General features: G+C 33.6%; 12 protein-coding genes. 8 read left to right on the top strand and 4 right to left on the bottom strand.

The window, feature by feature from the left end; translation table 11 throughout:
* Positions 1-212 precede the first annotated feature (212 nt).
* The 4 genes from ghrA to C0T34_RS01345 all read left to right on the top strand — a co-directional run bounded on the left by ghrA (position 213) and on the right by C0T34_RS01345 (position 5,900).
* Positions 213-1,154: a glyoxylate/hydroxypyruvate reductase GhrA gene (ghrA, locus tag C0T34_RS01360; protein WP_098942638.1), complete on the top strand. Its 942-nt coding sequence runs from the start codon at positions 213-215 to the stop codon at positions 1,152-1,154.
* A 198-nt stretch (positions 1,155-1,352) separates the two neighbouring features.
* Entirely contained in the window at positions 1,353-4,211 is a 2,859-nt protein-coding gene (locus C0T34_RS01355) for a hypothetical protein (RefSeq protein ID WP_109849581.1), read from the top strand.
* A 248-nt stretch (positions 4,212-4,459) separates the two neighbouring features.
* Positions 4,460-5,068, top strand: a complete 609-nt coding sequence (locus tag C0T34_RS01350; RefSeq protein ID WP_109849580.1) for a 2OG-Fe(II) oxygenase — start codon at positions 4,460-4,462, stop codon at positions 5,066-5,068.
* Between the two features lie 247 nt (positions 5,069-5,315).
* Entirely contained in the window at positions 5,316-5,900 is a 585-nt protein-coding gene (locus tag C0T34_RS01345; protein ID WP_098942641.1) for a molecular chaperone, read from the top strand.
* Positions 5,901-6,009: 109 nt separating this feature from the next.
* Here the strand turns inward: C0T34_RS01345 and C0T34_RS01340 are convergent, their stop codons facing one another.
* On the bottom strand, positions 6,010-6,564 hold the full coding sequence (locus C0T34_RS01340; RefSeq protein ID WP_098942642.1) for a lipoprotein: 555 nt from the start codon (positions 6,562-6,564) through the stop codon (positions 6,010-6,012).
* Between the two features lie 42 nt (positions 6,565-6,606).
* Positions 6,607-7,809 carry a multidrug efflux MFS transporter MdtH gene (mdtH, locus tag C0T34_RS01335; RefSeq protein ID WP_098942643.1) on the bottom strand — a complete coding sequence of 401 codons (1,203 nt, stop codon included), beginning with the start codon at positions 7,807-7,809 and terminating at the stop codon, positions 6,607-6,609.
* 197 nt (positions 7,810-8,006) lie between these two features.
* Here mdtH and rimJ point away from each other — a divergent pair, with 197 nt between their 5' ends.
* Positions 8,007-8,588, top strand: a complete 582-nt coding sequence (gene rimJ, locus C0T34_RS01330; protein WP_075671035.1) for a ribosomal protein S5-alanine N-acetyltransferase — start codon at positions 8,007-8,009, stop codon at positions 8,586-8,588.
* 97 nt (positions 8,589-8,685) lie between these two features.
* On the opposite strand, the gene C0T34_RS01325 is transcribed toward rimJ, so the two are convergent.
* Positions 8,686-9,333: a GNAT family N-acetyltransferase gene (locus tag C0T34_RS01325; protein WP_098942644.1), complete on the bottom strand. Its 648-nt coding sequence runs from the start codon at positions 9,331-9,333 to the stop codon at positions 8,686-8,688.
* Positions 9,334-9,437: 104 nt separating this feature from the next.
* Between C0T34_RS01325 and C0T34_RS01320 the strand changes: the two genes are divergently transcribed.
* The 3 genes from C0T34_RS01320 (at position 9,438) to C0T34_RS01310 (ending at position 13,011) form a co-directional block, all read left to right on the top strand.
* A complete protein-coding gene (locus tag C0T34_RS01320) occupies positions 9,438-10,034 on the top strand; it encodes a TetR/AcrR family transcriptional regulator (RefSeq protein WP_098942645.1) in 597 nt (198 codons plus the stop codon).
* Positions 10,035-10,178: 144 nt separating this feature from the next.
* A complete protein-coding gene (murJ, locus tag C0T34_RS01315) occupies positions 10,179-11,714 on the top strand; it encodes a murein biosynthesis integral membrane protein MurJ (protein WP_109849579.1) in 1,536 nt (511 codons plus the stop codon).
* 1,024 nt (positions 11,715-12,738) lie between these two features.
* A complete protein-coding gene (locus tag C0T34_RS01310) occupies positions 12,739-13,011 on the top strand; it encodes a hypothetical protein (protein WP_098942647.1) in 273 nt (90 codons plus the stop codon).
* 146 nt (positions 13,012-13,157) lie between these two features.
* Here C0T34_RS01310 and argS read toward each other — a convergent pair whose 3' ends face one another.
* Positions 13,158-14,888, bottom strand: a complete 1,731-nt coding sequence (gene argS / locus C0T34_RS01305; protein ID WP_098942648.1) for an arginine--tRNA ligase — start codon at positions 14,886-14,888, stop codon at positions 13,158-13,160.
* Positions 14,889-14,938: the final 50 nt, after the last annotated feature.

Here is a 14,938-nt window from a genome sequence, read left to right as displayed (position 1 = left end):
GTATCAAGTAGTCAAATAAAAAACAATATGTGCAAATGCTAGACAAATTATGTAGCAAACCAATAGATAATAGGTTGGTGTATAAAAAAAGAATTGAGATTTTCGTTAGCTAGTTAACATTCTCAACATTTTTATTAACAACTTATTCAAAGAGACTTGAAATCGGAACATAACCCTCGCACCCTATGATAAAAATGCTGGAGGAAGGCAAAATGAATATTATTTATTATCATCCTTTTTTTGACGCAGAAACATGGATCAATGGTATGAAGGCGCGTTTACCGAATGCCAATATACGCATTTGGGAACCAGGCGATCATCAACCTGCAGATTACGCTATGGTTTGGCTTCCTCCCTATGAAATGTTAGCCAGTCGCAATCATCTTAAAGGTATTTTTGCCTTAGGTGCCGGGGTCGATGCTATTTTAAAACAAGAACAACAAAAGCCAGGTACATTACCAACAGGTGTTCCTGTTATGCGTTTAGAAGACACAGGAATGGGGCTTCAAATGCAAGAATATGCGATTGCTAAAGTGATGTATTACTTTCGTCGAATGGATGATTATAAACGCCAACAATCACAACGTTTATGGAAACAACTTCCTGCGCATTCTTATGATGATTTTGTTATTGGTGTTTTAGGGGCTGGTGCTTTAGGTGGGAGTGTTGCGACTAAACTTGCTGAACTTGGTTTTAAAGTGCGTTGCTGGAGTCGCAGTGAAAAACAAATTAAAAATGTTGAAAGCTTTTATGGTAAAGAACAACTCAATGATTTTCTCAAAGAGTGTAATTTGTTAATTAACTTATTACCTTATACGCCAGAAACACATGGTATTTTGAATTTTTCACTCTTTGAGCAACTTAAACCTTCTTCTTATTTGATTAATTTAGCACGAGGTGCGCATTTAGTTGATCAAGATTTATTAGAAGCGATAGATCAAGGGCATATTGCTGATGCGACTTTGGATGTTTTTGCTCAAGAGCCATTAGCAGGAATGCACCCATTTTGGACTCATCCTCGTGTTTCTATTACGCCACATATTGCAGCCTTTACAATTCCTAATATCGCCATGGATACAATTGTTGAAAATATCCAACGAATTGAAAAGGGTGAAGCACCTTGTGGTGTGGTTGATATGAAAAGTGGATATTAAAACCATTTAATACCTTTTCTAATTTTATATAATAGGCAATAAATTTTAGTTTATTGCCTATTTTTTTTGCCCTGACTTTCAAAAAACATCATTTTTTCTGTTATTTATATAATGTAATAAAAATCTGGTTGTAAAAAGATATCGTTTGCAGATTATCTTATTGATTATTACCTCAAATTTTAATTTTTGAGGTGATAAATGAATAATAAAATAATTGTTGCTAATCTGATCTTTTCAGGTGTCTATGGCGATGAAAAAGAAAATAAAAATTCTAAAATAAATTCTTTAAATAACGGTAACAATGAGTTTAGGAAAAGTAATGGAATAAAGTTTTTTAATTCAATGAATAAAAGCAATTATATTTATTTGGGCTCAACAAACAATACTGTATTTAATACTATGGGAGTTACATTAGAAGATGATGGTTCATTGTTGTTAATTAGAGGAGAGTCTAAAGATTTATTTATGGGTATGGTTCAAAAATATTTTAATAACGGATTCAAGTATGACGGGTTTCATATAAAAGAAAATAACTTAATGAAATTTAAAGGAATTTATGTTGATTCAAATGGAGACTTAATTGGAATTAAAAGAATAGATGATAATATCAATGGAAATGATGATAATAAATTATACAAAATAAAGTTTAATAAAATTGAGTGTAATTATAATTTTAATGAAAATGTATTAGAGGATTGTTCAGAGCGTATTCATATTGAATATAAGGAATACGCACCAAAGTATACTGAAGAACATGACTTATCTAGTGTTAATAATATGGTATGGAAACAAGAGGAAAATATATTAAAATTTAATAGAAAAGATTTGAATTTCACAGTGAGATTGAAAGATGGAAAAATATTTGTTTCTAATTTGCCAGCAACTTTAGCGGAAGATGAAATTGACGCAGTGGGTGTAGAGAGTAAAGAATATCAACTTGATATAAAACTAAATGATAATGAAAAAATAGAATCAATTAAACCTATAAGAAATAAAATTCAAGTCAATATAAGTGAAGGAGAGAAAACAAGAATGTATTATATAAATACTTCCTTAATATTTTCAGTTCAGGATTATCAATATAAAGGTAGAAAACCAGAAAGAAAACCACCATTATCGTTTTATTCATTAGTAGGAGAAAATAATTATAATAATTATCATTCAGGACAACCATTTTCTTCTCAAAGTGCTAGTCATTTTAGTAGTCGTCATATTCCATTTTTTTCATCTGCAATTGATAATATGAGAATACGGATAGATAAAGCTAAACAGCAACGAGAACTAAAAGAATATAAAGCAATGGCATCAGACATTGCTAAAAGTATTGACCCAGGATTTAGGAGCTTTCGTTCTAATATAAAAGGGCTCACAAATACGTCAACATCACCAAGCAGTAATAAATATAAGGCATTACATAATGCTAAAATGAATAAAGAATCATTTTACAATGTATTAAACAAATGCATTGAAGGCGTTAATAATAGAAAGACTCAAGGAGAAACTTTTTATTCTATAATTGAAGATCTAAAAGAAAAAAACACTATTACTATTACACATCTTAATGATATTAGTGCTTTTTTTGGTATAAATGCGTTTAGTTTTGCCCCTAAAATTAAAGCTAATGCTTTTTTGTTAGCAAGTTATTCCAAAACACATTCAATAATACTTTCAAAAAATGAAAGTAATCGGGTTAAATTTTCATTTTTTAATAAAAAAGAGGCAAACTTATCTGCTGGATTATCTGCGGGTATTGGTGGTTATGATAAAAGATGGCAAAAAAATAGTGCAGATTATGGTGTTATTACGCCATTAATGGCAAGTACGTATCTTAGCTTGAATTATGAAAGGAAATCTAATTTTTCATTCGAAATTGAATTGGATGATGTTATCGATTTTATTGATAAAGATCTTAATTTTAATTTAAGTACCCTGGAAAATAATACAACATTGAATGATAATAAAAATATATCATTTGGACTGCTTGCTGATGCCAGAAGTGAATTTAGTTTTGATGTGAATCTAGAACTCAATAATGGGACGGAAGCCACCATACCAAGAAATGCAGTAGGAATAAATGTGATTGCATCATTATTAAAACTAAATATTAATATTAATAAATTTCTTGATTATGGAAAAATAAAAGTAGATGAAGTAGATAAATTAATTGAATTAAAATCACTTGAAATACTTCTTGATGTTTATAGAGATTTGAGATTTTTGCCATCAAGAACACGATCTACTCAGGAGATAAAGTGGTTTCCACTTGCCACAATGAAAAACTTTGAATTTATGATTCAAAAGAAAATCAATAGGTTATTAAATGTAAATATTTTTGATAGTAAAAAGATAAAAAATGAAAAAGAATTTGAAAAAGATCTAAAAGGAATATATAAATTTATCTTAAAAATAGATAATTTGTTTGATGAGCATCCTACCATTATTAATATCAATAAAAGTATAGATAAACTTGATAGTGTTTATCTAACAATGTTATCCAATAAAAAAAGTGTAGATAAAATAATTAAAGATCCTTTTGTTGATAATGGTGCCCCTGACTATTTAAATAGCTTAAATAATAAAGACCGTAAGTTACAACAATTTTTATTGAATTTAAAACAAAAAAAAGAAATCTTATCTTCACAAGAAAAAAAGAATATGAATGAAAGCTTTATAGCTTATTCTATTTTTAAGTATAAACTAAATGAAATAAGCGAAGACATTTATAAAAACGCTAGAGGTAAATTTGATGGTATGATGAATAACATAAAAGAAAAAAAAGATTTTTCATTAAAAGATATTAAAAATGAGTTAGATAAGTTGTTTAATGAATGTGATAATGAATTAAGTAAAATAAAATATAAATTAGATAGTATAGATATAATGTCTGAGAGTGAAATATTAGATAAAGTTGAATCAATACCATTAATGTTTTTAAAATTATATCATAAAGAAGGAATTGTTCATCATCAAATAAAAGGTGAAATTAAATTCGATTATGAACAAAAAGAAAATGGTGATGGAGCATTGAGCAACATTAATACAACTTATTACTTCTAAATAAATTATTTGTTTTTATTAACTATTTCATAATGTTATCGATTATATTCTTCTATAAAAGGCTACGTATCAAAATGGGATTATGTCCCTAGGTAATAGTAAATTTTGTTTTGTGTTGTAACAATATAATTTTTTAGTGTTTTTTGCTAATAAAATGATATTATCGGAAAGATTAGTTTATTAAATTGTCATTTTGCTTAACTTGGTGATATAAAGTAGTTTCCCATGTTTATCAGACAATATACTTAATGAATATAGCAGAACTTCTTGAGCAAATAGCAGAGAAAGGATGGTGTGTATGGGATGATTTCCTTACACCCGAGGCTGTTCAACAATTGCGCGCTTGTTTTGATGGTAATGCACAACAAGCGCGTATTGGTCGTCATGAGAATCGGCTTGCAGAAACAACAATTCGAAGTGATAAAATACGTTGGCTAGAACCTGAAATGGGAGCACCCGTTCAGCATTATTTAATGCAAATGGAATCTATTCAACGTGCGGTAAATCGTGAGTTTTTTCTTGGACTTTTTGAATATGAAGCGCATTTTGCTTGTTATGGAAAAGGTGCTTTTTATAAAAAACATCTGGATGCATTTAAAGAAAATGTGACTCGGCGATTAACAACAGTATTGTATCTTAATGAGGATTGGAAAAAAGAAGACGGTGGCGAGTTAGTTATTTATGATTTGGAAGATAAAGAACTAGCAACAGTTGCTCCTAAAGGTGGACGTTTGGTTGTTTTTCTTTCAGAACAATTCCCTCATGAAGTACTTCCTACTTATAAAGAAAGAATAAGTATTGCAGGTTGGTTTCGTGTGAATGGTGTAAGAGATAATTTTCTTGATATAGCCAGTTAACAAATGCAATAAAATGCTGTTGTCATAAAGTCGTTTATTATAAAGCTGCTTTAGAAGATAAGTAGCATGGGATTAGGCGCGTTTCTTATATTAAGTAAAAGACTTAATAATAAGAGCGCGCTTTTTCTGCTTTAAGCGATTAAAAATAGTAAGATTTATATTAACAATAAAAGAGAAATGACGAAAAAAGTTGATTTTCTTACCGTTAAACGCACAATAACGCGAAACTTTTTAGGATAAAAATACAATGAATGAATTCTCAATAGTTTGCCGGCTTTTAGGCACATTATTCCAACGTGATCCCAATGATCCTATTTTATCACCAATTATTAAAATGATTGGTGAAGGAAAACTTAGCCAGCTATGGCCATTAGAGCAAGATGAGTTATTTAACACCTTAAAAAATAGCGTCAAAGATTTAGCCAGTGTTGAAGCGGATTATCAGTCTCTTTTTGGTAGCGAAACTCCTGCTGTGTCTATTTATGCCCATGATTATGAAGAGATCAAAGAAGACGATATTCGTCAATTTTTGATCGCAAGGGGTATGCCTGTTACAGATAATGCAACAGACAGTTTTGGTGCTTTACTACTTGCTGCTTCATGGCTTGAAGATAACTCAGCAGAAGATGAAGTATTGGCACAAATACAATTATTTGATGAATATCTGTTACCTTGGGCTGGAACATTTTTAGGTAAGGTTGAAGCTCATGCAACAACTGGCTTTTATCGCACACTAGCAGGTATTGCGCGTGGTGCATTATCAGCATTACGTGAAGAACTCTCTGATGATGAAGAAGAGAGTGACGATACTGAAGATACGCAAGCAGAGTAATATAACTATTTCTTTGCAAAAGTATTTTATTATTCATAAAAAAGGCAAACCATTAGGTTTGCCTTTCTCATTAATGACGATAAATATTTTTAATCAACTTGCGTAACTATTAGAGTTGGATCACGAATTTACCCGGTTTAACTTCAATTCCTTTAGCCAGTTTAAACGCGGCAGCTTCAGCACTGTTTTTTTCTGGATTAAGAACATAAACAGGGTGATTATCAAAGTAAGTCGTGATTGTTGTATCCAAATAAGGTTTTAGTGCCACAACCACAGCATCCATTTTTTCTGGAGATACTTTGTAACTATCAATAGCCATTGATTTTATGTATATCGCCCCTTTATCAGCTTGATAAGAAGGTTGCCCTGATAACGTAAGCTCAACTTTAGCGCTAGTCTTACCAAAGAATGAATTAATTATCAGATCAGTTGTACCAGAAAGATTTATTTTACCCGGCTCAGTACGACCAATTTGAATAGAAAGATTGCTTAATTTAATATCAGCAGATACAACCTCATCTTCACCAATATGTTTCTGAAGATTTATTTTTTGACTGATATAGTCATTGATGAGGTTTTCACTCACATCAAATTGCTTGAGCTGATCACACCCTGTGATTAAGCTTGTTAATACTAATATACTGGTTAGAAAAATTGCTTTCATAAACACTCCTTGATCATTGATAACTAAGAGTTTACCTGATCTCTAGGGAGTAAGCATGGCTGTTTCTATTTTTTTACGATTAAATTGGCGATGTAACGCATAAAGTGTTATTAAACCTACAGTTCCTAGTAAGAACCAAGGTAATTCAGGCATATCGAATTGATTACCTAAATCATACATCCATCCGCCACCTGTATATCCAATAGCTCCCCCAAATGCCAAGCCTAAGCGACTAAAACCCATATAACTACCACGAGCGCGAGGATCAGCAAGTGATGCACTTAAGGTTTCGCGTGCAGGCTCTGCTGTAATAGTACCAAGATAAAACAGGCCAATAATAAAGAAGATACTTTGTAATGAATGGATCATACCAACAGGGAACATGCTGATGCTCATTAAAAATAAGCCAGCCATTAAACGCTGTTCTAATTTGAAACGTTTCTCACTCCAGCGAGCAATAGGATAAAGCAACGTTAAAGAAAGTAGAGCTTCGATGGCATACATCCATTTTACTGCCGTTGGTGTACCCGCAATATCATTGACGATAATAGGAAACATCAACATAACTTGAACAGATAATACAAAATAACCTGTCAGCGTTAAGACATAACTGACAAAGCGCTTATCAAGGCATACTCGTTTTAGCCCTTCTTTAATTGGTGTTCGGGTTGTGGAGATACGATAAGCAGGTAATAACCAAGCATTAAATAAGGCTGCGATAACAAAAACACCAGCACCAACCCAGCACACTAAATGAAAATCATACTGTAATAGCCAACTACCAATGAGTGCACCAATAACGGCACCTGCACTATCTTGCATTAATAATAAAGAATAAAAACGACCGCGTTCATAAGGGCGGGTTAATTTTATAACCAGCGCTGTGCGAGGTGGATCAAATAAAGTTCCACCTAATGCGGATAAAATGCAAGATAACCAAAGTATCCAGGGTTGATCTGCCATTGCCATTAAAGCAAAACCTAAAGCTCGTAATAACATGCCTGTTATTATCATTGGTTTTGCACCAAAACGGTCTGCAATGGCGCCACCAAAAATGCCAAGGCCTTGTTGTACTAATTGTCTAAGCCCTAAAGCAAAACCGACAATAACACCAGCCCAACCTAATTGTTCGACGAAACGAATAGAAATAAGCGGAAAAACAACGAAAAAACCTAGGACAACTAACATATTGTCAACTAGGAGGAAGTATTTACCCAAAGTACGGGCTTGTGTTACCAGCGCCATTACTCACCATCAATAAGCAAATAATTTAAATAAGATAAGGGGGGAATGAAATAATTTATTTCTTCGACTATTCTGTCTCTAAATGTGCATAATTCCTAGTAAATTAAAGATGATATTTTTTTATTAAGGTTAGTGGCAGAATAAGAAGAGTTGCTTCAGAATTAGACTTATTTATATCAAAGGATAATGAGATCGTAATGTTTGGTTATCGTGGCGGAATTCCTAAAATTCGTTTTGAAACACAAAGAATGGTCATTCGTTTAGCATACGAACGAGATGCTGAAAGATTGGCTGATTATTATACATTAAATCGTCGTTTTTTAATTCCGTGGGAACCCGTAAGAGATAAAACACATTATATACCCTCTGGTTGGGAACACCGTTTACAATATATGAATGAATTACACCGACAAGAAAGTGCTTTTCATTTTCTACTATTAACACAAAAAGAAGATGAAATTATTGGTGTTGCTAATTACAGCAATGTTATGCGTGGTGCTTTTAATGCCTGCTTTTTAGGCTATTCAGTCGGTGAAAAATGGCAAGGCCAAGGCTATATGTCTGAAGCTTTAACGGAAACACTTCGTTATATGCAACGGCAGCAGGGAATGCATCGTATTATGGCGAATTATATGCCCCATAATTTACGTAGTGGAAACTTATTAGCTAAACATGGTTTTGAACGTGAAGGGTATGCCAAAAACTATCTGCAAATTAATCAAGAATGGCGAGATCACGTACTGACTGCATTAACAACGCGAACTTATTTTAAACGTTAATATTGGTCATTATGGAAGGAAAGCACTGTTTATAATTATATTAAAAACGTCGTTACGTCAGTGCTTTTAGCCTCTTTTTTAATGATAATCGTAATATTTAATAAGTCATCTGATCCGTTTTTTTTAACATATAGTACCAATGTTGAATATGGAAAATAGACTGTGTTAAGCGTGATGACTCTTCTTTTTCAATATAAAATCCATTCTTTTGATACAAATAAAGCGCACCTTCATGATGAGTATCGACATAAAGTGATAAATACGCTTTTTTCAGAACATCTTTACTATATTGGGTTATCCACTCAAGTATAGCGTAGGCAATACCGTGTCCTTGATATGATGATAATACGGCAATATGTGCCAAGTAAGCTTCATTGTTATTTGGCGTATAATCAAATAAAGAAAAGAAAATCTTTTGCTTAATATAATGAATAATACCAAAACGCCAATAATCTAAGGATGGTGTTTTAATAAATGGGTTTGCAATAAAGTCGTTTTCTTTTATTACTAAACAAAATGTTGCGATAATTTTTCCATTATTAGTGACAACAAATTGTCGGCTATTTTTTTTACAGGCTAATGAATTCCAAATAGCTTCTAATTGCTGACGTTGATTAGGATTAGTGCTATCAATATTAAAAGCATTTAATTTAAAACGAAATGCTTGTGCAAATAATTGAATAATTTCAGGAATATCTGAAGGCTCTGCAACACGAAGCTGATAGTGTTCATTAAGTAATTGCATGATATCGTTACTCTGCAATAATAGGGTTAACTTTTTAGACTGTTTGGTCTAGTTGCTTGCAGACTAATCAGTCTAATTTATTTTGTCCAGAGATTTTTAATGTTATGAACAAGTCTGTTACTGAAAAACAAAAAGCAAAAATGAAGCATATTATTGATGCTGCAATACGTTGCTTTGCTGTAAAAGGTTTTCACTCCACATCAACAGCAGAAATCTGTCATGAAGCCGGTATGAGCCCAGGAAATGTATTTCATTATTTTCCGAATAAAAATTCGATTATTGAAGCGATAGCATTAGAAGATGCACAGCTATTTGACGATATTTTTTGTCGCTATGAAGCTGAAGAAGGGTGTATTCAGGCAATTATCGATTTAATGAAGGAAATTATAGAGCTCTATAATCACCCGGAATATGCACGTATTAGCATTGAAATTTTTGCTGAAGCTTCACGTAATGCGAACATTCACGAGATTTTTATTGAAAATGAAAGAAACAACAAACAGCGTTTGATTGCAATGCTGAAAAACGGTATTAAAAGAGGGCAGATAGACTCAACACTTGAGCCAGAAAAAATGGCAACATGGCTGTTAGTTATCGCAGATGGTTCAATGGGAAGAAATATTATTGATCCTGAATTTAATGAGAGAGAGAACAAAACTATGCTGGAAGTGATGTTGAGAAAAATGTTCACAAAGCCATAAGTTACTATTTTTTAATCGCTTTGGTTAGTCGTAGATAAACAGAGTCAGTGTATTCTTAGCTAATTGAAGATTGATTTTTCGATGTTAGAGACGGAGTATAGTCCCTTTCTTTTTATTCCATTCAACAAAAATTAGAATAACTTTATGAATTTACTTAAATCACTCGCTGCAGTGAGTTTTATGACCTTATTTTCACGGGTATTAGGATTTATTCGTGATGCAATTATTGCGCGTATTTTTGGCGCAGGTATGGCAACTGATGCCTTTTTTGTTGCTTTTAAATTGCCAAACTTATTACGTCGTATTTTTGCAGAAGGGGCATTTTCTCAAGCATTTGTTCCAATCTTGGCAGAATATAAAAATCAGCAAGGTGAGGAAGCAACGCGAACCTTTATTGCTTATGTTTCGGGTATGCTGACGCTTATTTTAGCCGTGGTCACTGTGATTGGTATTATTGCTGCGCCTTGGGTAATTTATGTTACAGCACCGGGTTTTAGTAGTTCACCTGATAAATTTCAATTAACGACTGATCTATTACGGATCACTTTTCCTTATATTTTTCTTATTTCATTAGCTTCATTGACGGGCTCTATTTTAAATACTTGGAATCGGTTTTCAGTACCGGCTTTTGCACCGACGCTCCTCAATGTCAGCATGATTTTTTTTGCTTTAGTGGTCGCCCCTTATTGTAATCCTCCTATTATGGCCTTGGCGTGGGCTGTTGTTGCGGGAGGAATATTACAACTTGGGTATCAATTACCACATTTGAAAAAAATCGGTATGCTTGTTTTACCGCGCGTCTCATTTAGAAATAGCGGTGTTTGGCGTGTAATGAAATTGATGGGGCCTGCTATTTTAGGTGTTTCAGTTAGCCAAATATCATTGATTATCAATACTATTTTTGCTTCCTTTTTAGTTTCTGGTTCTGTTTCTTGGATGTATTACGCAGACCGCTTGATGGAGTTACCGACAGGGGTATTAGGGGTTGCATTAGGTACAATCTTACTTCCTTCATTATCTAAGAGCTTTGCCAGTGGCAATACTGAAGAATATAGAAAACTGATGGATTGGGGGTTAAGACTGTGCTTTTTATTAGCACTGCCTTGTACTATTGGTTTAGCGGTACTATCAGGGCCCTTAACGGCATCTTTATTCCAGTATGGTAATTTTAACGCTCATGATGCATTAATGACACAACAAGCGCTAATTGCTTACTGTGTTGGACTAATGGGGCTGATTATCATAAAAATCTTAGCGCCAGGTTTTTATTCTCGTCAGGATATTAAAACACCCGTAAAAATTGCGATTGCCACATTGATCCTCACACAATTAATGAACCTTGCATTTATTGGTAGCTTAAAACATGTGGGCCTTGCGCTCTCAATTGGTATTGCGGCTTGTTTCAATGCTTCTATGTTGTTTTGGCAAATCCGTAAGAAAGATATCTATCAGCCTTTAGCCGGTTGGCCTGTGTTCTTATTGAAACTTGTTATTGCACTTGCCGTAATGGGGGCTGTATTAGTTGGCATGTTGTGGGTCATGCCAAGTTGGGATATTGGCAGTATGCCAATGCGTATATTACGCTTGTTGTTGGTTGTAGTCGCCGGAGCAGGGAGTTATTTTGTTGCGCTATATGCATTAGGGTTTAGGCCTCGTCATTTCTCACTACGTGCGTTATAACTGAAAACAGAGACGCCTCGCTTTTGTATAAAAGTGAGGCGTTGTAAAATTAACAATGTTTTTATCAACACAACTCTCCCCATTTAGAACCTTCCTCTATTTTTAGACTTTTTATAATGCTACATAGATCACACTTCTAGCATTTAGTTATACGAGTTCAGCGACTCTTAAAAAGAAAAAAAGTGAAAAAGAAGTAAGAAATCTTTTTTTTTGCTCTTTTTTTTATTAAATTTTTTTTCCAATTTATAAATGATTTATACAGTTTTTCGGCATAGGAACACGTTTTTTAATCGATATTGATAAATTTATCTAAACATTAATCATATCGAATATCTTTAGACAATTTGTTTACTAGCAATGGGATTCTACATAAAGTAAAAAAATAGACGCTATATTCTAAGTACTTATAGTTTGACGAATTATCTTTTTTTAGATAAACTCTCTTGTGTTGTATAGGTTTAAAAATTGACACATCTGTTAAATATTTCTTACTTAATGATGAGATATTGCAAATATTTCAAAATATTGCAGTATATTTTAAAACATTTGATTTTTTTGATTTAAGACATATTATTATTTCTTTATTCAGGTAGATTAACCGTGACTGTAAAGTTATTTGCTTGTTATCGTTCAGTACTACTGAAAGTGATCATATCTATTTTGTCTGCGCTTCAAATAGGTAACACGATTGCTGGGGATAAGCAGTAAACAATAAGTCGTGTGAATAATGAAATTAATGCTAAATCTATTTTTAATAGATAATTAGATTACTGAGAATTCAGTATGGTACACTAATTATTACTTTCATTTGTCCGCCGTTGTTTTCTGTTTTTCCCTCTCTTTTCTATTCCTTCTCAATATTTCTAATTTTTTTCATTAATAGCTCAATAACTCAAATATTTCTCCATTTATTCGTTATACTCAAAGCAGTTATAAATTATTGAATGTTTCTAGTTTAAAGACTACTAAATAATCACTTTGTGATTTTTGGTAAAAATAAAAATAAGAGCGTCAAGGAGCTACTATGAAAAAAGCAATTATCATTTCTGTATCATTAGCGACATTATTTCTTGCAGGTTGTACTGCTGACGGAAAAATTAATACATCAAAACTCACTCCAGTTAACTGTGTGGGCGTATTTGACAAAACTAATGAGAAGCTTGCTTTCACCGCTAAAGATGTCAATGATCGCTTATACAGCCCTAGTAAGCCAATAGATAGTGTAGATGGTTGGATTGATACAAAAGATATTAGAGGGCTACTGTGCCAGGATGTTATAACTGCTAATGAAGACTAATGATTAAGTAGCATTTGGAAATTTGATTGAGTAATTGTTTGAAGTGTTATTTTAGCTATATTGAATTAAGACTTAATGCATAATAAAAAAACCGATGGTTGATGGCATCGGTTTTTTTATCACTGCTACTTGAAGATAGAGATGAATTACATTCTATCTACAGTTTCAATACCTAACGTGTCTAAACCTTGTTTTAAGGTCCTCGCAGTTAAACGAGCCAGTTTTAGACGGCTCTGGCGAGTGTTTTCATCTTCAGCAGATAAGATAGGGCAGTTTTCATAAAAGCCAGAGAAGGTTTGTGCCAGATCGTAAAGATAAGCACACATAACGTGAGGCGTTCCTTCACGGGAAACTTGCATAATGGTTTCATCAAACTGGACTAAACGTAATGCAAGTTGTTTCTCATGAGATTGTGTTAGTGTGATAGGTTGTGTTAATGCATTTTCATCAATTTCTGCACGTTTGAAGATTGAAGCAACACGAGTATAAGCATATTGCATATAAGGTGCTGTGTTACCTTCAAAACTTAACATCAGATCCCAATCAAAGATGTAATCTGTTGTACGGTTTTTGGATAAGTCAGCGTATTTAACTGCACCGATACCCACAACGCGAGCAACATTATTTAATTCATCTTTATCCATATCTGGATTTTTTTCAGCGATTAATGTACGCGCTCTTTCTTGTGCTTCATCAAGTAAATCGGTTAAACGAATAGTGCCACCAGAACGAGTTTTAAACGGACGACCATCTTTACCTAGCATCATACCGAACATATGGTGTTCAAGTGACATTGAATCAGGGATGTAGCCTGCTTTACGAACAATTGTCCAAGCTTGCATTAAATGCTGGTGCTGACGAGAGTCAATGTAATAAAGTACGCGATCAGCATGTAATGTTTCGTGACGGTATTTTGCACAAGCGATATCAGTTGTTGTATATAGGTAGCCACCGTCTTTTTTCTGAACGATAACACCCATAGGTTCGCCTTCCTTGTTTTTATATTCATCAAGGAAAACAACCGTTGCACCTTCACTTTCTACTGCAAGACCTTTTGCTTTTAAATCAGCAACAATACCCGCTAACATTGGGTTATAAAGACTTTCACCCATAATGTCATCTTCGGTTAATGTGACGTTAAGGCGTTGATAAGTCACTTGGTTTTGTTGCATAGTGATATCAACTAATTTACGCCACATTGTACGACAGTATTCATCACCACTTTGTAATTTCACCACATAATTACGGGCACGCTCTGCGAATACTTCATCTTCATCATAGTGTTTTTTCGCTTCACGATAGAACTCTTCAAGATCAGATAACGCCATATCAGCGGCATTTTCATTTTGTTTTTTCTCTAAATACGCAATCAACATACCAAATTGCGTACCCCAATCACCAAGGTGATTAGCGCGAACAACATTATGACCTAGGAAAGATAAAGTACGCGCACTTGCATCACCAATAATGGTTGAGCGTAAATGACCAACGTGCATCTGTTTTGCAACGTTCGGAGATGAATAGTCGATAACAATAGTTTGAGGCTCAACAGGTGTTACGTTTAGATGTTCATCTGATAATGCATACTCAGCTTGTTTTGCAACCCACTGTGGCGATAAAAAGATATTGATAAAACCCGGGCCTGCGATCTCAACTTTATCTGCAACATCCGTAATATCGAGCTTTTCTAGGATCTTTTCTGCGAGTTGTCGGGGTGGGATCCCCATTTTTTTTGCAGCTCCCATGACACCATTTGCCTGATAGTCACCAAATTGTACTTTGGCTGACTGACGGACAAGAGGTTCGCTATCAGCGGGTGCGCCAGCAGCACACATTGCCACACTGATTTTTTCTGAAAGAAAAGCCTGAATATTCACCGGGTTACCTTAAATTATTGAGAAAATAAAACCTGACGACAAAAGTCTGA

The sequence above is a fragment of the Proteus sp. CA142267 genome (assembly GCF_003336825.1).
Taxonomy (GTDB): domain Bacteria; phylum Pseudomonadota; class Gammaproteobacteria; order Enterobacterales; family Enterobacteriaceae; genus Proteus; species Proteus terrae.
The sequence above is the reverse complement of the archived record's forward strand: the minus strand, read 5'-3'. Positions and strand labels throughout refer to the sequence as shown.

Bases quoted from the DNA above. Each gene is read 5' to 3' on its own strand.
- C0T34_RS01320 (WP_098942645.1), top strand. From the start codon at position 9,438: ATGAACAAGTCTGTTACTGAAAAACAAAAAGCAAAAATGAAGCATATT.
- C0T34_RS01355 (WP_109849581.1), top strand. From the start codon at position 1,353: ATGAATAATAAAATAATTGTTGCTAATCTGATCTTTTCAGGTGTCTAT.
- murJ (WP_109849579.1), top strand. From the start codon at position 10,179: ATGAATTTACTTAAATCACTCGCTGCAGTGAGTTTTATGACCTTATTT.
- C0T34_RS01310 (WP_098942647.1), top strand. From the start codon at position 12,739: ATGAAAAAAGCAATTATCATTTCTGTATCATTAGCGACATTATTTCTT.
- C0T34_RS01340 (WP_098942642.1), bottom strand. From the start codon at position 6,564: ATGAAAGCAATTTTTCTAACCAGTATATTAGTATTAACAAGCTTAATC.
- C0T34_RS01345 (WP_098942641.1), top strand. From the start codon at position 5,316: ATGAATGAATTCTCAATAGTTTGCCGGCTTTTAGGCACATTATTCCAA.
- ghrA (WP_098942638.1), top strand. From the start codon at position 213: ATGAATATTATTTATTATCATCCTTTTTTTGACGCAGAAACATGGATC.
- C0T34_RS01325 (WP_098942644.1), bottom strand. From the start codon at position 9,333: ATGCAATTACTTAATGAACACTATCAGCTTCGTGTTGCAGAGCCTTCA.
- rimJ (WP_075671035.1), top strand. From the start codon at position 8,007: ATGTTTGGTTATCGTGGCGGAATTCCTAAAATTCGTTTTGAAACACAA.
- mdtH (WP_098942643.1), bottom strand. From the start codon at position 7,809: ATGGCGCTGGTAACACAAGCCCGTACTTTGGGTAAATACTTCCTCCTA.
- C0T34_RS01350 (WP_109849580.1), top strand. From the start codon at position 4,460: ATGAATATAGCAGAACTTCTTGAGCAAATAGCAGAGAAAGGATGGTGT.